This is a genomic window from Streptomyces sp. NPDC057271, assembly GCF_042668715.1.
Taxonomy (GTDB): Bacteria; Actinomycetota; Actinomycetes; order Streptomycetales; family Streptomycetaceae; genus Streptomyces.
In genome coordinates this window covers 4,270-24,002 of the sequence record NZ_JBHUYJ010000085.1, presented here as the reverse complement: position 1 = coordinate 24,002, position 19,733 = coordinate 4,270, and the positions used below count along the sequence as shown (strand labels likewise).

Below are 19,733 nucleotides of genomic sequence, written 5' to 3'. Positions count from 1 at the left end.
CCGGAAGAGGGACGCCCGGAACCTGCGGGAACTTCGCCAGGTGTCAGTGCGCTTGCATAGGGTGGCAGGACTTTTCCATATCGCGATCGAAGGGACGTACATGCCCATGGGTCACACGGCCACGGCAGAGGCCGGCTCCGGCGGCCTGACAGCGACCGAGCACCGGCTGGCCAACGGCCTGCGCGTGGTGCTCTCCGAGGACCACCTGACCCCGGTCGCCGCGGTGTGCCTCTGGTACGACGTCGGTTCCCGCCACGAGGTCGCGGGTCGCACCGGCCTCGCCCACCTCTTCGAGCACCTGATGTTCCAGGGCTCGAAGCAGGTCCACGGCAACGGCCACTTCGAGCTGGTGCAGGGCGCGGGCGGTTCGCTCAACGGCACGACCAGCTTCGAGCGCACCAACTACTTCGAGACCATGCCCACGCACCAGCTGGAGCTCGCGCTCTGGCTGGAGGCGGACCGCATGGGCTCGCTGCTCGCCGCCCTGGACGACGAGTCCATGGAGAACCAGCGGGACGTCGTCAAGAACGAGCGCCGGCAGCGGTACGACAACGTGCCGTACGGCACGGCCTTCGAGAAGCTGACCGCGCTGGCCTACCCCGAGGGCCACCCCTACCACCACACGCCGATCGGCTCCATGGCCGACCTCGACGCGGCGACGCTGGACGACGCGCGGGCCTTCTTCCGTACGTACTACGCGCCGAACAACGCGGTGCTCTCGGTCGTCGGCGACATCGACCCGGCACAGACCCTGGCCTGGATCGAGAAGTACTTCGGTTCCATCCCGTCCCACGACGGCAAGCTGCCTCCGCGCGACGGCACGCTCCCCGAGGTCCTCGGGGAGCAGCTGCGCGAGGTCGTCGAGGAGGAGGTCCCGGCCCGCGCGCTGATGGCCGCCTACCGGCTTCCGCACGACGGCTCGCGCGAGTGCGACGCCGCCGACCTCGCCCTGACGGTCCTCGGCGGCGGCGAGTCGTCCCGGCTCCACAACCGTCTGGTCCGCCGCGACCGTACGGCCGTGGCCGCCGGCTTCGGTCTCCTCCGCCTGGCCGGCGCGCCCTCGCTCGGCTGGCTGGACGTCAAGACGTCCGGCGGGGTCGAGGTTCCCGAGATCGAGGCCGCCGTCGACGAGGAGCTGGCCCGGTTCGCCGCCGAGGGCCCGACGCCCGAGGAGATGGAGCGCGCGCAGGCCCAGCTGGAGCGCGAGTGGCTGGACCGCCTCGGCACGGTCGCGGGCCGCGCCGACGAACTCTGCCGCTACGCGGTGCTGTTCGGCGACCCGCAGCTCGCGCTGACCGCCGTCAACCGGGTCCTCGACGTCACTGCCGAGGAGGTGCGGGCCGTCGCCGCGGCCCGGCTGCGCCCGGACAACCGCGCGGTGCTGGTCTACGAGCCGGTCGGCACCGAACAGAACGACGCCGAGCTGGGCGACAGCGACGAGGAAGAGGGAGCGGACCAGTGACCGACGCTGCCGCGTCTTTGACGAGCATGACGTTCCACCCGCAGCCGGAGCCGGGCACCGCCAGGCCCTGGGCCTTCCCGGCCCCGGACCGTGGAGCGCTGGACAACGGCCTGACGGTGCTGCGCTGCCACCGCCCAGGTCAGCAGGTCGTCGCCGTCGAGATCTTCCTCGACGCACCTCTGGAGGCCGAGCCCGCGGGGCTCGACGGTGTCGCCACGATCATGGCCCGCGCGCTCTCCGAGGGCACGGACCAGCACACCGCCGAGGAGTTCGCGGCCGAGCTGGAGCGCTGCGGCGCCACGCTCGACGCGCACGCCGACCACCCGGGCGTACGGGTCTCCCTGGAGGTCCCCGTCTCCCGGCTGCCCAAGGCGCTCGGGCTGCTCTCCGAGGCCCTGATCGCGCCGGCGTTCCTCGAGACCGAGGTCGAGCGCCTGGTGCGCAACCGGCTCGACGAGATCCCGCACGAGGCGGCCAATCCGGCCCGCAGGGCGGCCAAGCAGCTCTCCAAGGAGCTCTTCCCGGCCGACTCGCGTATGTCCCGGCCGCGCCAGGGCACCGAGGAGACGGTGGAGACGATCGACGCCGCCGCCGTCCGCGCCTTCTTCGACGCGCACGTCCGGCCCTCCACGGCCACGGCCGTGATCGTCGGCGACCTGACCGACGTGGACCTGGACAAGGTGCTCGCCGAGACGCTGGGCGCCTGGACGGGGAACACCGCCGCGTCCCGCCCGGTCCCGCCGATCACGGCCGACGACACCGGCCGTGTGGTCATCGTCGACCGCCCGGGTGCCGTCCAGACCCAGCTGCTGATCGGCCGGGTCGGCGCCGACCGTCACGACCGCGTATGGCCGGCCCAGGTCCTCGGCACGTACTGCCTCGGCGGCACCCTCACCTCCCGCCTGGACCGTGTCCTGCGCGAGGAGAAGGGCTACACCTACGGTGTCCGCGCCTTCGGCCAGGTGCTGCGCTCCGACGGCCAGGGCAACGGCGCCTCGATGCTCGCCATCAGCGGCTCCGTCGACACCCCCAACACCGGCCCGGCACTTGACGACCTGTGGAAGGTGCTGCGCACCCTCGCCGCGGAGGGTCTGACGGACGCCGAGCGCGACGTGGCCGTGCAGAACCTGGTGGGCGTGGCGCCGCTCAAGTACGAGACGGCCGCCTCGGTCGCCGGCACCCTCGCCGACCAGGTCGAGCAGCACCTTCCGGACGATTTCCAGGCGCAGTTGTACGCGCGTCTCGCCGAGACCGGCACGGTGGAGGCGACGGCCGCGGTCGTCAACGCCTTCCCGGTGGACCGTCTCGTCACCGTGCTCGTGGGTGACGCGTCGGAGATCGAGGAGCCGGTGCGCGCCCTCGGCATCGGCGAAGTGACCGTGGTGACGGGCTGATCGAGTCGTCAGGCCGCCGTGTCCGGCGGCCCCGGAGGACCCCGACGTCACGGTACGTCGGGGTCCTCCCCTTTGTCCGTATTGCTGCAGGCGGTGGCTGTATGGCCTGTGGCATGTCTTACAAACAGGCGTGTCTGTTTGGTGATTGAAAGACGGTCCGCTTAGCGTCGGTCCGGCTGTTCGCCAGTTGCACGCGCCGCACCCGCGGCATCGGACAGTCATCGCCGAGTCCCCGTCAGGCGCGAGCCTGGGGAGCCGGGGACCCACGCGAAGTCCCTGGGGTGAATCGGACGCCTTCGCACCTGTGCGGAGGGGCCCGTAGGAGACCTTCCTGCTCCGAACCCGTCAGCTAACCCGGTAGGCGAGAAGGAAGGAAAGGAACAGCCCCTACATGGCGTTCACCCGTGCCACCGGGAAGCATCGTGGTCCGAGCCGTCTGGCGCGCCGCAGCGCCGGCTTCGCAGGCGTCGCGACCCTCGCCACCACCGGCGTCATTGGAACCCTCGCCTCCCCGGCACTCGCCGTCGACGCGGACGCGGCCCCCTCCGTCGAGGACACCGGGCTGACCCAGATCATCGCCGCCGACTCGCTCGCCGACACCATCGACGCCCAGGCCGCCGCCCAGGAGCGCGAGGCCATCGAGGCGGAGGCGAAGCGCAAAGAGGAGGCCCGTGCGAAGGCCGAGGCGAAGCGCAAGGCCGAGGCCCGCGCCAAGGAGATCCGCGAGGCCAAGGAGCGCGCCGCCCGTGAGGCCGAGCGCAAGCGCCTGAACTCCTTCCAGCTTCCCGTGGCCGGTTCGTACGTCAGCACCGGCTACAAGACCGGCGGTGCGCTCTGGTCCTCCGGCAGCCACTCCGGCGTCGACTTCCACGCCGCCTCCGGCAGCAAGGTCGTCTCCGTCGGCTCCGGCACCGTCGTCGAGGCGGGCTGGGGCGGTGCGTACGGCAACAACGTCGTCATCCGGATGCACGACGGCACGTACACCCAGTACGGTCACCTCTCGGCCATCAGTGTCGGGGTCGGCCAGTCCGTCACCCCGGGCCAGCAGATAGGCATCTCGGGCTCGACCGGCAACTCCACCGGTCCGCACCTCCACTTCGAGGCCCGTACGACCGCCGAGTACGGCTCCGACATCAACCCGATCGCGTACCTCCGCGCCCGCGGTGTGAACGTCTGACCGTTCGAGTCTTTCCCGGATTCTCAGAAAAGCCCCGGCTCGTACCGAGCCGGGGCTTTTCGCTGACCAAAAACCTATCCATGGATCCTGGGGAGCCTTCGGAAACAATGCCCTGCTGCAATAGAGTCGCCGGAGAACCGGTTTCGCGCGGATCAAGGCGGAGGTCGAACATGCGCATTCCCGCGCACTCTGTATGCACGGCGATCCGGGACGACATCGTCACCGGGGTCTTCGAGCGCGGCAGCCGGCTGACCGAGGAGCAGCTCGCCCGCCGTTACGGAGTCTCCCGCGTCCCCGTCCGCGAGGCGCTGCGCACCCTGGAGTCCGAGGGTTTCGTGATCACCCGCCGCCACGCGGGCGCCCAAGTCGCCGAGCCCACCGAGCAGGAGGCGGCGGACCTGCTGGACGTACGGTCCCTGCTGGAGCCGCTCGGGGCCGCGCGCGCCGCGCAGCGCCGCACCGAGGCGCACCTCAAGGTGCTGCGAGGCCTGGTCAGGCTGGGGCAGGAGCGGGCCAGGCGGGGCCAGGCGGAGGATCTGCGCTCGCTCGGCGGCTGGTTCCACGAGACGCTGGCCCAGGCCTCGGGCAGTCCGGCGCTCACCGCGCTGCTCATCCAGCTACGGCACAAGATCGACTGGATGTACGCGATCGAACTCCCGGCTCAGCCGGTCGAGGCATGGGCCGAGCACGGGGCGATCGTGGACGCGGTGGCGCGCGGCGACGCCGAACGGGCCCGTGCGCTGACCGCGACGCACGCCGAACGGTCCCTGGTGCTGCACCGGCTGAAGCGCCCGGAGCGCGGGCGCGTGAGGGTTTCGCAACATGTCGTAAACACCGCGAGCGTCCGGAATTAACGAGCGGGCCGTATACAAAGGGCAGTAGATTTCGCGGGCCGGCTGCGTCCTGCCTGGAATGGCGCTCGGAAATGCGCTGTGCACGACGCACCGTGCATAATTCGCTGCCCGTAATGCGCCGCAAGGAATGTGCCCGCGGAATCGGGGGGACGAAAAAGCCGCGCCGCCGGTGCTCCGGCGTGCGCGGCTTCTTCGGAGATCGGGTCAGACGGTCTCGGGAAGCTCCTCGAGCCCCTCGGCAACCAGCTTCGCCAGGCGGTCGAGCGCGACCTCGGCGCCCTCGGCGTCCGAAGCGAGAACGATCTCCTCGCCGCCCTGCGCGCCCAGACCGAGCACCGCGAGCATCGACGCGGCGTTGACCGGGTTGCCATCGGCCTTGGCGATCGTCACGGGGACGCCGGAGGCCGTGGCGGCACGGACGAAGATGGAGGCGGGGCGGGCGTGCAGGCCCTCGGCCCAGCCGACGTTGACGCGGCGCTCAGCCATGGTGTTGCCCTTCAAGTCTCAAGCGGGTTGTCTAGACCAGTCTCTCACGGGCCGCGGGGTGCTCGTGGCCGACCTTCGGCCCGCGCGCGAAGGGCCGGTCGGTCCTCCTTACCTTGCATGGCGCACAGGTGCCGCGCGACCGGTGCCCGTGTCGGACCCCGGTCGTACGCTTGCCCCATGCAGAGCGCGTCGGAACAGCCGGGCCGACCGGCGGAGCCGGTACAGGCAGCACAGGCGGTACAGCCGGAGCACGCCTATCCCGACCACTGGGAAGCGGACGTGGTCCTCCGGGACGGCGGCACGGCGCGCATCCGGCCCATCACCGCAGACGATGCCGAACGGCTGGTCAGCTTCTACGAGCAGGTTTCCGACGAGTCGAAGTACTATCGCTTCTTCGCGCCGTACCCACGGCTCTCCGCCAAGGACGTGCACCGCTTCACCCACCACGACTTCGTCGACCGGGTGGGGCTCGCGGCGACGGTCGGCGGGGAGTTCATCGCCACCGTGCGGTACGACCGGATCGACGACCGCGGCATGCCCGCCTCCGCGCCTGCCGACGAGGCCGAGGTCGCCTTCCTGGTGCAGGACGCGCACCAGGGGAGGGGCGTGGCTTCCGCGCTGCTCGAACACATCGCGGCGGTGGCGCGCGAGCGCGACATCCGGCGGTTCGCGGCGGAGGTGCTGCCCGCGAACACCAAGATGATCAAGGTCTTCACCGACGCGGGATACACGCAGAAGCGGAGCTTCGAGGACGGTTCGGTACGGCTCCACCTCGACCTGGAGCCCACGGACCGCTCGCTCGCCGTGCAGCGCGCGCGGGAGCAGCGGGCAGAGGCGCGTTCCGTGCAGCGGCTCCTCACACCCGGCTCGGTCGCCGTCGTCGGCGCCGGACGCACACCGGGCGGCGTGGGCCGGGCGGTCCTGCGCAACCTCCTGGACGGCGGGTTCGGCGGACGGACGTACGCGGTGAACCGCGCGCTCCCCGAGGACACCGACACGCTCGCCGGAGTGCCGGCCTTCCGCTCCGTCGGGGACATCGGCGAGCCGGTGGACCTCGCGATCGTGGCCGTGCCCGCCGAACGCGTGCCGGAGGCGGTCGCCGACTGCGGGGAGCACGGGGTGCGGGGGCTCGTCGTGCTCTCGGCGGGCTACGCGGAGACGGGGACGGCGGAGGGCCGGGACCGGCAGCGGGAACTGGTGCGGCAGGCCCGCTCGTACGGGATGCGGATCATCGGGCCGAACGCCTTCGGGATCATCAACACCTCGCCCGGTGTGCGACTGAACGCCTCGCTCGCGCCGCAGGCGCCGACCGCCGGGCGCATCGGGCTCTTCACCCAGTCCGGCGCGATCGGGATCGCTCTCCTCGCCGGGCTGCACCGGCACGGCGCGGGCATCTCCTCCTTCATCTCGGCGGGCAACCGGGCGGACGTCTCCGGCAACGACTTCCTCCAGCACTGGTACGACGACCCGGAGACGGACGTCGTCCTGCTGTATCTGGAGTCCATCGGGAACCCCCGGAAGTTCACCCGGCTCGCCCGGCGCACGGCGGCGGTCAAGCCGGTCGTGGTGGTCAAGGGGGCGCGGCACAGCGGGAGCGCGCCGCCGGGGCACCGGGTGCCGGTCACCCGGATCCCGCACGCCACGGTCTCCGCGCTGCTCCGGCAGGCAGGGGTCATCCGCGTCGACACGGTGACCGAACTCGTCGACGCGGGGCTGCTCCTGGCGGGCCAGCCGCTGCCCGCCGGGCCGCGGGTGGCGATCCTCGGCAACTCCGAGTCGCTCGGGCTGCTGACGTATGACGCCTGTCTGACGGAGGGACTCCGTCCGCACCGTCCGCTGGACCTGACGACGGGCGCGAGCCCCGCGGACTTCCGCGCCGCGCTGACGGCTGCGCTCACGGACGACGCGTGCGACGCGGTCGTCGTGACCGCGATCCCGTGGGTCGGCGAGAACGGGGCCGTGGAGTCCGGGGACGGCGAGGTCCTCGCGGCGTACCTTCGTGAGGCGGTCGCCTCCGCCCCCTCCCCGGCGAAGCCCGTGGTCGTGGTCCACGTGGAGATGGGCGGCCTGGCGGAGGCACTCTCGGCGGCCACGAGCACACGCCCGCCGGCCCGCCGCCGGCTCGCCGAGCTCACGGGCCCGGGCGGTTCCCCGGCCCCGTCGGGCGCCCACCCGGCCGAGGCGCCCTCCGGTCGCGCACGCCCCGATGCAGTCGAGACGGGCCCGGGCACGGCCCCGAGCCCCACCGACCATGCCGCCGGCCGGCCGACGGCGCCGGACAGCGCCACGCCCGCCGACCGCAGCGGCGCGACGGCCCGCCGTTCGACGAACGCCCCCCTGGCTCCCGGTTCCGGACAGCCCGGCCCCGGACAGCCCGGCCCCGCGCAACCCGGCCCCATCTACTCGGGCGATCCCGGCCCCGCGCAGCCCGGTCCCGTACAGCCCGGCCCCGCCTACGCGGGCGATCCCGGCCCCGGACTCGGCGGTCCCGGCGCTGCCGCGGGCGACCCTCGCCCCGGCGGTCCCGGTGCTCTCGGCTCCGTCCCCGCCGGCTCGGGCGGCCCTGCCGGCGCGGGCGACGCTCCTTCCGGCGCCGCCGCCGGTGTGGTGCGGGGCGATGTCGCGGGTGGGTCGCTCGGTGGCGGGATTCCCGCCTATCCCGCCGCCGAGCGGGCCGTGCGGGCGCTGGCCGAGGCCGTGCGGTACGGGCAGTGGCGACGGCAGGCCGCCGAGCCCGGGCGGGTGCCCGAGTTCGAGGACATCGACGAGGGCGGGGCCGCCGCGCAGATCGAGCGCGTACTTGGGGAGGAGGGGGACGCCCGGGGCGCCACCCTCGACGCCGACGCGGCGCGCGAACTGCTCGGGCGGTACGGGATCGACGTACTGCCCACCCTTCCCGCGCCCACCCCCGACGACGCCGTCCTCGCCGCCGCCCGGCTCGGGTATCCCGTCGCCCTCAAGACGACCGCCCCCCACCTGCGCCACCGCCCCGACCTCGGGGGCGTACGGCTCGACCTGGCGGGCGAGGAACAACTCCGTACCGCGTACGCCGAATTGACCGAGGCGCTCGGCAAGCCCGCCGAGCTCCAGCCGGTCGTCCAGGCGATGGTGCCCCGCGGCGTCGACACCGTCGTCCGCTCGGCCATCGACCCGGCCGTCGGCGCCGTGCTCTCCTTCGGGCTCGCCGGAGCCGCCTCCGAGCTGCTCGGGGACATGTCCCACCGCCTCATCCCCGTCACCGACCGGGACGCCACCGCCATGGTCCGCTCCATCCGCACCGCCCCGCTCCTCTTCGGCTGGCGCGGCTCCGCCCCCGTCGACACACCCGCCCTGGAGGAACTGCTGCTGCGGGTCTCCCGGCTCGTCGACGACCACCCCGAAGTGGTCGCGATCACGCTGGAGCCGGTGGTCGTCGCCCCGCACGGCCTCTCCGCGCTCGGTGCGACGGTCCGGCTGGCCCCGCCCCCGCCCCGCACGGACCTCGGTCCCCGCAGCCTTCCGAGCTACTGAGACCCGCCTAAACCGGCCCCGGAGCGTCCCGGAGCGCCCCTTCCGACGGATTAGGATGGAGTCCATGGCGAAGACCGGTACGACGACCCAGGGGCTGCGCACGGCGATCGAGCGCAGCGGCTACTACCCGGCCCTCGTGGCCGAGGCGGTGGAGGCCGCCGTCGGCGGCGAGGCGATCGCGTCGTACCTGGTGCACCAGGAGACCACGTTCGACTCCAACGAGGTCCGTCGCCATGTCACGGTCCTCGTCCTGACCGCCAACCGCTTCATCGTCAGCCACACCGACGAGCAGGCGGCCGACACCAGCTCCCCGACGCCGTACGCGACGACGTCCACCGAGTCGGTCAAGCTGGACCGGATCTCCTCCGTCGTCGTCAGCCGCGTCGTCGCCAACCCCGAGTCGTACACGCCCGGCACCCTGCCCCGTGAGGTCGTCCTCACCATCGGCTGGGGCGCCGTCTCGCGGATCGACCTGGAGCCCGCCGCCTGCGGCGACCCGAACTGCGACGCCGACCACGGCTACACCGGCAACGCCACCGCCGACGACCTCAGCCTGCGCGTGAGCGACGCCGGAGACGGCCCGGACACCGTGCGCCAGACCCTCGCCTTCGCCCAGTCGCTCTCCGAAGCCACCGCGGCGACCCGCTGATGGTCCAGCCCACCGCCGTCACCTCCGGCTGGCCGGACGAACCCGTCCCGCTCGACCCCGCCACGGCGCCCGTCCCCGAGTACGGCAGGGGCTCGCTGGCCGATGTCCTCCCGACGCTCGTCGCCGGCCAGGGCGCACCCGGTTTCGAGGCCCGGATCGCCGAGCTGTCCCCCGCCGACCGGAACTGCGTCTTCCTGATCGACGGACTCGGCTGGGAGCAGATCAAGGCCCACCCGGACGAGGCCCCGTACCTCACCTCGCTCCTCGGCACCTCGCGCGGCGGCACGGGCCGTCCGATCACCGCCGGTTTCCCGGCCACCACGGCGACCTCGCTCGCCTCGGTGGGCACCGGCCTCGTCCCCGGCGCGCACGGGCTGCCCGGCTACACCGTCCGCAACCCCGACACGGGCGAGCTGATGAACCAGCTCCGCTGGAAGCCGTGGACCTCGCCTCAGGTCTGGCAGCCGTACCCCACCGTCTTCCGGCTCGCGCACGAGGCGGGCATCCACACCGCCCAGGTCTCCTCGCCGATCTTCCAGGACACTCCGCTCACCAAGATCGCGTTGAGTGGCGGAACGTTCCACGGCCGGCTCTCCGGCGAGGAACGGATGGACTTCGCCGCCGAGCAGCTCGCCGGTGGGCACCGCTCCCTGGTCTACACGTACTACAGCGAACTCGACGGGGCCGGACACCGCTTCGGCATCGACTCCGACGCCTGGCGCGGGCAGCTGATGTTCGTCGACCGGCTCGTGCAGCGCCTCGCCGAGCAGCTGCCGCCCCACTCGGCCCTGTATGTCACGGCCGACCACGGCATGGTGGACATCCCCTTCGACGACCAGCACCGTATCGACTTCGACGAGGACTGGGAGCTGCGCGCCGGCGTCGCCCTGCTCGGCGGCGAGGGCCGCGCCCGCCATGTCTACGCGGTGCGGGGAGCCGAGGCCGACGTGCTGACGTGCTGGCGGGAGGTGCTCGGCGAGCAGTTCTGGGTGGCGAGCCGCGACGAGGCCATCGCGCTCGGCTGGTTCGGCGACGCGGTCGACGAGCGTGTGTACGGCAGGATCGGCGACGTGGTCGCCTCGGCCCATGACGATGTCGTCATCACCGCCTCCGTCAACGAGCCCCACGAGTCGGCGATGGTCGGTATGCACGGATCGATGACGCCGGCGGAGCAGCTGGTGCCGCTCATCGAAGTCCGTTCCTGACTCCGCACCCCGTACTCCGCCCCCTCACCCACGACCTGAAAGGTCCTCGACCTCCCATGCCCGAGCTGTTCTTCTCCGGAACGACGGACTGCGGAAAGAGCACTGACTTCCTTGGGTGTCCGCCATCTTCCGGCCGTGTCGCGGCCGGAGTCGTGCGGGGTGCTTCCACGGCTGCTCGTCTGGGATGTGCCCGTCGTCGTTCTTCCCGAAAGGCCCTGTCGTCCTGATGTCTGAGCTGGCGTTCTTCTCCGGGACGATGGACTGCGGGAAGTCGACTTTGGCGCTCCAGATCGCGCACAACCGCTCGGCGCGGGGTCTGCAGAGCGTGATCTTCACGCGCGACGACCGTGCGGGGGAGGGCAAGCTGTCGTCGCGCCTCGGGCTGGTGATTGAGGCGGTGGAGGCCGCACCGGAGCTGGATCTCTACGGCTACGTGGTGGACCTCATGTCGCGGGGCGGCAAGGTCGACTACGTGATCGTGGACGAGGCACAGTTCCTGTTGACGGAGCAGATCGACCAGCTGGCCCGGATCGTGGACGATCTGAACCTCGACGTGTTCGCCTTCGGCATCACCACCGACTTCCGCACGAGGCTCTTCCCCGGCTCGCAGCGGCTGATCGAGCTGGCGGACCGCGTGGAGCAGCTTCAGGTCGAGGCGATGTGCTGGTGCGGCGCCCGTGCCACCCACAACGCGCGCACGGTGGGTGGGGAGATGGTCGTCGAGGGCGAGCAGGTCGTGGTGGGTGATGTGGGCGGGGCCGCGGAGGTCATCGGGTACGAGGTCCTCTGCCGCCGGCATCACCGGAAGCGGATGACGAGCGCGGGGGCGCGAGCGGCGGCTCTGTCACCCGACGTCCTGCCGGTCACGTCGGGCTGATCCGCGCGGCCCGCGAGCCGGGGTGTCTGACGACCTGACCACCGCGCCGCGGAACGAGCTGCGCGTCGATCGCCGGACGCCCGGGGCGGGGCACCGCGATCGACAGCCCGGGGAGGGAACGACAGCCCCGCGTGACCGCGTCGAGATCGTCGCGGCCGACGCCGCCGCACGAGCGGTTCCTCGGCCCGGCGACCCGAGCGGTGACGAAGAACCTCCCCGCGGCCGCCACGGGAGCCTGCCGCTGGCAGGACGGCGCAAGGACCGTCGGCTGCGTCGGGAGCCGTCCGGAGTCTTCCGTTGGGCGAGCGCGAGCCGCCGCGCTCCGCGCCGCGGTCGGCTTGGCGGGCACCAGAGCCTGGGGGCTGCGGCCGGCGCCACCGTACTTGCGCGACGTGGTCCCGGTCCGAGCGGCGGGAGGGCGCCCCAGTAAGCTACCGGTCGGTAATTCAAGGGGGAGTTCTCGTCCGAGGACTCTGGGTTCGCGCCGCCGGTCGACCAGCCGTGACGCACGCGCGGGCCCTCGACATAGGACGCATATGCAACACCGTATGACGCGGCACGCCGCCGCGTTTCTTACGCTCCTGGCAGTCTTTCTCTGCCTGGGCCTGGGGGAGAAGACCGCGGTCGCCGCGACGGGCATCGAGAACCGTCAGGCGGCGACCTCCGCGGCCGAGCGGATCGCGGCCATCGTCAGAGCAGCCGCCAAGTACTCCGGGTGCGGCTCCAAGCCGCTGCTGGAGAAGCCCGCCTGCTACCGGGAGTTCGCCGACAAGGCCGTCCGCGTCGGCGCCGGGGTGGGCCTTGCCGCGTACGGCATCCACTACCTGCACAAGGACACCGAGCAGCATTTCAAGAACCTGCGCAAGGAGATCGCCGGGTTCGAGCAGTTGAAGGAGGCGGTCAAGAAGGACCCGGCCACGATCACCGACCCGGCAACGCGGGCCGAGGCGGAGAAGCGGATCCGCGCCGCGTACGGGGCCGCGCAGAAGGACGTCGACCACCGGCTGGCGAAGGTCAACGAGACCATCCAGACGATCGTGATGTTCGCCGAGGTGACCGTCGCCTTCCTTCAGGTGATCTTCGCGCTGGCGGCCATCGTCGGCGATCCGGAGTTCCAGAAGGCCGCCACCTCGCTCAGGAACGGCCTGAAGGGCATGGGCGAGGATCTCGACCGGATCAACGCCGGCCTGAGCCAGATGAGCCGGGGCCTCGACGACATGAACAAGGCGATGGGTCAGGTCAACGGTGCGCTGGACCAGATGAACCGGGGGATCGGTCAGGCCAACAAGGGCATGGAGGAGATGAACCGGGGGATCGGCCAGGCCAACAAGGGCATGGACGAGCTCAACAAGCACGTCCCGGGTATCAAGAAGGGCGCCGAGAAGCTTCGCGAGCTGCCCGGCATCGAGTTCGACTTCTCCCACATCAAGGACGCCTGGAGCTCCGGCGGTTCCGGGCTCGACGCCGACGAACAGCAGCGGCGCATGGGCCTGTTGCTCGACCTCCTGCCCGGCATCGGGGACGGCAAGGGCATCGTCGAGGCCGTCACCGGCAAGGACCTCGCCACGGACGAGGAACTGAGTGGGCTGGACCGGGCCACGGGTGCGCTGGTCGTGCTGCGCTGGCTCAAGGCCGGCAAGAAGGCCCTCTCAGGCGACGACGTGCGGGACGTCCGCAAGGCCACCTGCGTCGCCGGCAGCGTCGACGGCAACAGCTTCCCGGCCGGAACCCAGGTCCTGATGGCCTCGGGCGCCGCCGTGCCCATCGAGTGGGTACGCGAAGGCGATGAGGTCCTGGCCACGGACCCCGAGACCGGTCTCACCGGGCCCCAACCCGTGACCGACCTGATCACCGGCTCGGGGGAGAAGCGCCTGGTCACCCTGACCGTGGACACCGACGGCGACGCGGGCGACCGCACGGACACCGTCACGGCGACGGACCGTCACCCGTTCCGCACCATGGGCCCCGACGGGTGGAGCGACGCCGTCGACCTCACTCCTGGAACGTGGCTGCGGACCGACACGAGCAAGGCGGTGCGGGTCACTGCGGTCGGCACGAGTACCGGGCACCAGACGGTCCACAACCTCACCGTCGCCCGGCTGCACACCTACTACGTGCTCGCCGGAAGCACGCCCGTCCTGGTCCACAATGCCAAGAAGAACAAGTGCAGCCTGGAGATCGACCACGTCGGCCAGGTGGACCAGGACTGGGTCACCAAGGGCGCTCACGTCAACATGAAGGACGGCATGGAAGTGGCCCTGCGCCCGGACGGCAAGGGCGGCATCCGTGGTGAGGCGGTCCGCTTGTCGCGCGGGACCGCCACCCAGAAGCAGGTCGATGCCGTCGTCGCGGCGATCAAGTCCGACCCCAAGGTGCGCGCGGACATGATCAGGGTGACGAAGGGCGCCAAGGAGGTGTTCGAGTCCAGCGCCAAGGCCATGAAGGAAGGCCGCAACCCGCAGTGGCGCTTCAGCAACGACCGGTCGGCCGAGCTGCAGGCGCTGATCGAGGCAATGGAGAAGATGTAGATGTCCGACCTGGATTTCTACGCCCACTTCGCCACCCGCGGCGATGTTCTGGGCCTGGGCGTCGGTGCGCAGCCTGCCGAGTGGGCGGAGCGGCTGGGGGCCGACTACGTCGACGACGTGGACGGGGCGCTCATGCGCCGGGACTACGGGCTCGTGGAGCTGTCGTTCCAGGAGGCGGAGGGGTCCTGGCCCTGCTTCGGAATCAGCGTCCAGGTGCACCGGTTGCGGTGGGACGCGGAGTCGGCTGTGCCGACGGCCCTACGGAGCTCATACGGCGCCTTTGCCTCTCCGGTGCGCTTCGAGGACCTGACCGCGGCGATCGACGATCTCGGCTGCTCGGTCGAGCCGGATGACGACGCGACGGCCACCGACTTCCGCCGCTATCGGGTCCCCGAGTCCGGTGCGCGGCTCATCGTCCGGATGGACGTCGACGCCCAGGGACTGACGGGCGATCTGTGGAGCCTCAGCGTGTCTCCCGCCTGGTGGCGCGAGACCGGCTGACCGAGGCGGGCCCCGGCCGACATCCGTCGGTCGGGGCCCAGACAGATCGGGGCGCTTGCCGGTACGGGGCGCGCACCGCACACGACGTACGACCGGCAACGGGACGGCCGTTAAAGGCGCCCGCACACCCTCCCCGCATGATGGTCAGCCGACCGGGTGAAGGGGGGAGGCGGTGCTTACGAGGACAGCGCGGTGAGCAGGACCTCGGCGTCCTGCGTGCTCAGCGGTGTGACGGTGGGGGCGGTGGTGGTGCTCACGGCGGTCTCTTCCTTCATGAGGGGTGGGGCGTGGGGGGATGGATCTTCGAGGGGGCACGGAGGTTCAGCGCAGCCCGGCCGGGACCGGCGGGGCGTCGGCCCGGACCTGGCCGACAGCGGCTCCGTCGGCGGCTCCGTCGACAGCGCCGTCCGCGGATCCGGCTGCGGCCTCCGCCCGGATCGACGCGGCGGCCCGGGTCCGCCGGTCCAGGAACGCGGCGAGGAGGGCCAGCAGGAGCGCGGTTCCGGAGAGAAGCGCGCCGACCCAGTTCGGGGCGGTGAAGCCGAGGCCCGAGGCGATGACGACACCGCCGAGCCAGGCTGCCAGGGCGTTGCCGAGGTTGAAGGCGCCGATGTTGGCGGCCGACGCGAGGGTCGGGGCCTGCTTCGCCTGGTCCAGGACCCACTTCTGCAGCGGGGGGACGGTGGCGAAGCCCAGCGCGCCGATCAGCGTGAGCGTGACCGCGGCGAGGACCTTGTCGTGGGCGGTGGCCGTGAAGGTCAGCAGCGTCAGGGACAGCGCGCCGAGAGCCACGAACAGCATGGGCATCAGGGCGCGGTCGGCGAACCTCCCGCCCAGCAGGTTGCCGAGGAACATGCCGATGCCGAAGAGGACGAGCAGCCAGGTCACGGCGCCTTCGCTGTAGCCGGCGACCTCGGTCATCATCGGGGTGATGTACGTGACGGCCGCGAACACGCCTCCGTAGCCGAGGACCGTCATCGCCATGGCGAGCCAGACCTGGACGTTCCTGAAGGCGGCGAACTCGGTGCGGACGCCCGAGGTCTCCGGCCGTCCCGTCTCGGGCACGAGCCTGGCCACGCCGAGGAAGCCGACCACACCGAGCGCCGCGACGAGGGTGAAGGTGACGCGCCAGCCGGCCGCCTGGCCGATGTAGGTGCCGAGCGGGACGCCGACGACGTTGGCGACGGTCAGGCCCATGAACATCAGCGAGATCGCCGACGCCTTCCTCTCCGGGGCGACCAGGCCCGCGGCGACGACCGAGCCGATGCCGAAGAACGCGCCGTGGGCGAGGGAGGCCACGATCCGGCCGATCAGCATCACGCCGAAGGAGGGGGCGACGGCGGAGAGCAGACTACCGACGATGAAGAGGCCCATGAGGAAGAGAAGCATCTTCTTGCGGGACACCTTGGTGCCGAGCACGGTCAGGAGCGGGGCGCCGAACACGACACCGAGGGCGTAGCCGGTCACCAGCCAGCCGGCCGTGGGAATCGTGACCCCGAAGTCGCCGGCGACCTGGGGCAGCACACCCATGATCACGAACTCGGTGGTGCCGATTCCGAAGGCCCCGATGGCCAGGGCCAGGAGCGCGAGAGGCATGGTGGAGCACCTTCCAGAATGATTGCAGAGGGGCGTTGCACGCTTTGACAATAATTGCAGACGCTGGCTAAGCGCAAACGGATGGTATTGCGGGCGGTGAATACCGCCGTATGCAGCGACCTGTCTCCGCCGGTCCCGCGGCGGTGGCACCTCGTGTTCACCTCGGGTGTGCCGGAAGACCGCCTTCTGATCGGATGCGAGACGCCCGGCTCGGCGGTAATGGCGCTCTGCCCGTGACGTGGACGTGAACACCGGGCCTACGCGCGACCGCGCGCCGCCCGACACACCCCGGAGGACGTGTGCCCCCTGCTGCCGAGACCGTGCCCGATCAGGGCGAAGGCGCGCGCGCCGAGGGCGAGCGTCCCGGCGTGGCGACCGGGACGGGGAAGCGCTCGCGGCGGTACCTCGACCGGGCCCGCCACAGCATCCGCGTCCGGGCCGCCGTCGCGGCCGGCCTGCTGACGTCCCTCGTCTTCTGCCTCGGCACGCGGCTCGCCGGCAGCTATCCGTTCGGGTCCACCACCCGCAACACCGTCGACCTCGGGCAGCAGTACCTGCCCTTCCACGCCCACTGGCGCAAGGTCCTGCTCGGCGAGGCCGACGGCGATCTGTTCCTCAACTGGAGCGCGGGATTCGGGTCGAACTTCCTCGGCGACTACGGCACGTACCTGAGCAGCCCGTTCGACCTGATGGTCGTGTTCTTCCCGGCCGACCGCCTGGAACTCGCCCTCTACGCCATCACCGCCGCCAAGATCACCGCCGCCGGTGCGGCCATGGCGGTCCTGCTGCTCAGGCTGCGCCGCGGGCCCTGGCCGGTGGCGGCCGTGCTGGGCGCGGCGTACGCACTGAGCGGCTGGACCCTCAACTACGGCGCCACCGTCCCGATGTGGCTCGACGGGCTGCTCGCCTTCCCCCTGCTCTGCCTGGTGGGGGAGTGGGCCCGCACCGCGCGCCGTCCCGTCCTCGGTCCGCTCGTCGTCGCCCTCGCCTGGTTCGCCAACTTCTACACCGCGTACATGGCGACCCTCGGCGCCGCCATCGTCCTGACCGTCCGTCTGCTCACGGCCGACACGACGGCACGCCGGCGCCTGGCCGGACTGCTGCGCGCCGCCCGCTCCGTACTCCTCGGCATCGCTCTCGCCTCCCCGCTCATCCTGGTGATCTTCCTGGCCACCCGGGTCGCCGACCCGACCCCCCAGGTGACGTTCGCCCCCGTCGCCTGGACCGAGGTGTTCGCCCGCCTTCTCCCGGCCACGGCCAGCGTCGCCACCCCCGCCCTCTTCATCGGCACCCCGGCCCTCGCGCTCGCGCTGACGCTGCCCTTCAACAGCGCCGTGGCCCCCAGGCTCCGTAGCGCCTGGACGGCCGCGATCATCCTGGTCGCACTCTCGCTCCAGTGGGGCCCCACCCACCTTCTCTGGCACGCGGGCGCCTCGCCCAACGGGCTGCCGTACCGTCAGACCTTCGTACTCTGCGGGCTGCTGCTCATCGCGGCCTGGCTGTCCACCGCCCGCGGACTGCCCCCGCCGCGCGCTCTCCTCGGCGGGGTGGCACTCCTCGCCGCCCTCGCCTTCTCGGCCCGCGGCAGCCTCGTCGTCGACCGCTGGACCTACCCCGCCTTCGCCGCCGCCCTGGCCCTCGCGGTGCTCGCCGCCGTCGCCGTCCTGCTCGCCCGGCGGTACGCGGCCGGAGCCCGGGCCCTGCCGATCCTGGCGGTCGCCCTCCTCGTCGTGGCCCAGGCCGGGGAGACCGCGTTCACCGGAGGCAGGATCGCGGAGCAGGAGCTGAGCAAGGTCCAGTGGAACCCGCGCCTCGGACCCTGGCAGGAGGACATGGCGCGCGCCGTGGAGGCGAAGGACGCCTGGCCGCGCCACCGTACGGATCCCGGTGAGATCCCGGGCGGCAACGACGTCCTGCTCGTGGGCGGCCAAGGAGCCGAGTACTACTCCAGCCTCACGGCGGACACGTACGCGCGCACCCTCTCCGCGCTCGGCTTCGGCTTCTGGGCCAAGGGCCGCCACCCGGTCACCCTCGACAACCCGGTGACCGACGCGATCTTCTCCGTCGGCACCCGGATGCGCTCCACGCCTTCGGTGCCGGTCACGCCGGACACCCTGCCCGAGGGGGCGATCACCGTCACCGACTCGCCCGTGCCGCCGCTCGTCACGGTCCGTCCGGACGTCAGGCTGCCCGCGCGCGACGCCGCCTTCGGCGACTCCCCCTTCGCCAACCAGGAGTCGCTGCTCGGCTCGACCGTGTACACCGTGCCGGACCGGCTCCGGCGTACGGACGGTCCCGGAGGCGTCACCACGCTGAACGCCTCGTGTCCCGCGGGCAGTCAGGTCTGGCTCTGGGCACCCGAGCTCAAGGGCGCGGCCGCCCTGGCCGGGCAACCGCCCGTGACCTACTTCGGCGGACTGCCGTCGGTCCAGGGCCCGATGCAGACGCTCGGCGCGGTCCCGGCCTCCGGCGCCGTACAGATCGAACTGCGCGGCGACGCGCGGGCGTCCTCCCTGCCGAGGGAGCCCGTGGCCTGCCTGGACCGTGAGCGCCTCGACACCGCCGTACAGCGGCTGACGGCGACCGGCGCCACCTCCGTACAGGTCTCCGGTCACACGCTCACCGCCGAACTCCCGGCGGGCAGCAGGGGCACGGCCCTCATCGCCGTCCCGCGCATCTCCGGTTGGAGCTGCGCAGCCGGGGACGCCTCGCCGGCCCCCGCGCAGAGCCACCTCGGCCTCCTGGCCGTCCCGATCGACTCCACGGCGACCTCGGTCAGCTGCACCTTCCGTCCTCCGGGGCTGCGCCTGGGCGGCGCGATCGCCGCCGTAGCGCTGCTCGTCCTGCTCGCGCTCGGCTTCCGGCACCGGTTCGCACGCAGGGCGACAAGAGTTCATCTGGAGGCCACATCGGGCTCCACCGACGGGAGATGACGGTGGATACGCTGCCCGCCCGGCCGGCGTCCGCCCTGGTGAAGACCGTGAGCCGAGTCGCCTGAGTGATCGATTGCCTGTCAGTACATCTGGTTGAGTGTGGGGATTCCGAGTGCCGAAGTTGTCCGTCATCGTCCCGTTCCACAATGTCGGGATCTATGCGTCCGACACCATGCGAAGCCTCGCGAACAACGCGGACCCGGATTCCGAGTTCCTGCTGATCGACGACTGCTCGACGGACGAGACGCCCCACGTCCTCGACCGCTGGCAGAGCCGCATCCCGAACGCCCGGGTCATCCGTCACGAGTCCAACCTCGGCGTGGCCCAGGCCCGCAACACCGGGATCGACGCGGCCACCGGCGACTACCTCACCTTCCTCGACGGCGACGACTGGTACGCCCCGGGCCATCTGCGCGCCATGGTCCGCGGCATCGAGGCCCTCGGCTGCGACTTCGCCCGCACCGACCACGTACTGTCCACCGGCACGAAGCGCGCCATCCGGTACGCCCCCGCCAAACGGCGCGAGACGGTGATGGATCCGCGCGACGGCATCGCGCCCTC

The 19,733-nt window shown here is 71.8% G+C and carries 14 protein-coding genes and 1 riboswitch; of the genes, 12 read left to right on the top strand and 2 right to left on the bottom strand.

Annotated elements, in window-relative coordinates:
- Positions 1–100 precede the first annotated feature (100 nt).
- From ACFUJR_RS29525 to ACFUJR_RS29510, 4 genes are all read left to right on the top strand, one after another.
- On the top strand, positions 101–1,462 hold the full coding sequence (locus tag ACFUJR_RS29525) for a M16 family metallopeptidase (protein WP_383171452.1): 1,362 nt from the start codon (positions 101–103) through the stop codon (positions 1,460–1,462).
- A 26-nt stretch (positions 1,463–1,488) separates the two neighbouring features.
- Positions 1,489–2,856, top strand: a complete 1,368-nt coding sequence (locus ACFUJR_RS29520; protein WP_383171493.1) for a M16 family metallopeptidase — start codon at positions 1,489–1,491, stop codon at positions 2,854–2,856.
- A gap of 212 nt (positions 2,857–3,068) precedes the next feature.
- Positions 3,069–3,235, top strand: a riboswitch (cyclic di-AMP (ydaO/yuaA leader).
- Positions 3,236–3,247: 12 nt separating this feature from the next.
- On the top strand, positions 3,248–4,033 hold the full coding sequence (locus ACFUJR_RS29515; protein WP_383171455.1) for a M23 family metallopeptidase: 786 nt from the start codon (positions 3,248–3,250) through the stop codon (positions 4,031–4,033).
- 170 nt (positions 4,034–4,203) lie between these two features.
- On the top strand, positions 4,204–4,887 hold the full coding sequence (locus ACFUJR_RS29510; protein WP_383171458.1) for a GntR family transcriptional regulator: 684 nt from the start codon (positions 4,204–4,206) through the stop codon (positions 4,885–4,887).
- Positions 4,888–5,091: 204 nt separating this feature from the next.
- On the opposite strand, the gene ACFUJR_RS29505 is transcribed toward ACFUJR_RS29510, so the two are convergent.
- Entirely contained in the window at positions 5,092–5,373 is a 282-nt protein-coding gene (locus ACFUJR_RS29505; protein WP_361767649.1) for an HPr family phosphocarrier protein, read from the bottom strand.
- Between the two features lie 177 nt (positions 5,374–5,550).
- Here ACFUJR_RS29505 and ACFUJR_RS29500 point away from each other — a divergent pair, with 177 nt between their 5' ends.
- The 6 genes from ACFUJR_RS29500 (at position 5,551) to ACFUJR_RS29475 (ending at position 14,643) form a co-directional block, all read left to right on the top strand.
- On the top strand, positions 5,551–8,883 hold the full coding sequence (locus tag ACFUJR_RS29500) for a GNAT family N-acetyltransferase (RefSeq protein WP_383450910.1): 3,333 nt from the start codon (positions 5,551–5,553) through the stop codon (positions 8,881–8,883).
- Between the two features lie 64 nt (positions 8,884–8,947).
- Positions 8,948–9,532, top strand: coding sequence for a DUF5998 family protein (locus ACFUJR_RS29495; RefSeq protein WP_383171466.1), 585 nt, complete (start codon positions 8,948–8,950; stop codon positions 9,530–9,532).
- Complete coding sequence (locus ACFUJR_RS29490) at positions 9,532–10,737, top strand: alkaline phosphatase family protein (protein WP_383171469.1); 1,206 nt, start codon at positions 9,532–9,534, stop codon at positions 10,735–10,737. The genes ACFUJR_RS29495 and ACFUJR_RS29490 overlap by 1 nt, the downstream gene beginning before the upstream one ends.
- 226 nt (positions 10,738–10,963) lie before the next feature.
- Positions 10,964–11,614, top strand: coding sequence for a thymidine kinase (locus ACFUJR_RS29485; protein ID WP_383171472.1), 651 nt, complete (start codon positions 10,964–10,966; stop codon positions 11,612–11,614).
- Between the two features lie 548 nt (positions 11,615–12,162).
- Entirely contained in the window at positions 12,163–14,142 is a 1,980-nt protein-coding gene (locus tag ACFUJR_RS29480; RefSeq protein WP_383171474.1) for a pre-toxin TG domain-containing protein, read from the top strand.
- A complete protein-coding gene (locus ACFUJR_RS29475; RefSeq protein ID WP_383171477.1) occupies positions 14,143–14,643 on the top strand; it encodes a hypothetical protein in 501 nt (166 codons plus the stop codon).
- A gap of 321 nt (positions 14,644–14,964) precedes the next feature.
- On the opposite strand, the gene ACFUJR_RS29470 is transcribed toward ACFUJR_RS29475, so the two are convergent.
- On the bottom strand, positions 14,965–16,239 hold the full coding sequence (locus tag ACFUJR_RS29470) for an MFS transporter (RefSeq protein ID WP_383171479.1): 1,275 nt from the start codon (positions 16,237–16,239) through the stop codon (positions 14,965–14,967).
- Between the two features lie 299 nt (positions 16,240–16,538).
- On the opposite strand from ACFUJR_RS29470, the gene ACFUJR_RS29465 reads away from it, so the two are divergent.
- Together ACFUJR_RS29465 and ACFUJR_RS29460 are read left to right on the top strand one after the other, a co-directional pair.
- Entirely contained in the window at positions 16,539–19,172 is a 2,634-nt protein-coding gene (locus ACFUJR_RS29465; protein WP_383171482.1) for a YfhO family protein, read from the top strand.
- A gap of 112 nt (positions 19,173–19,284) precedes the next feature.
- The coding region (locus tag ACFUJR_RS29460) for a glycosyltransferase family 2 protein (RefSeq protein WP_383450907.1) at positions 19,285–19,733 on the top strand (449 nt) is incomplete at its 3' end.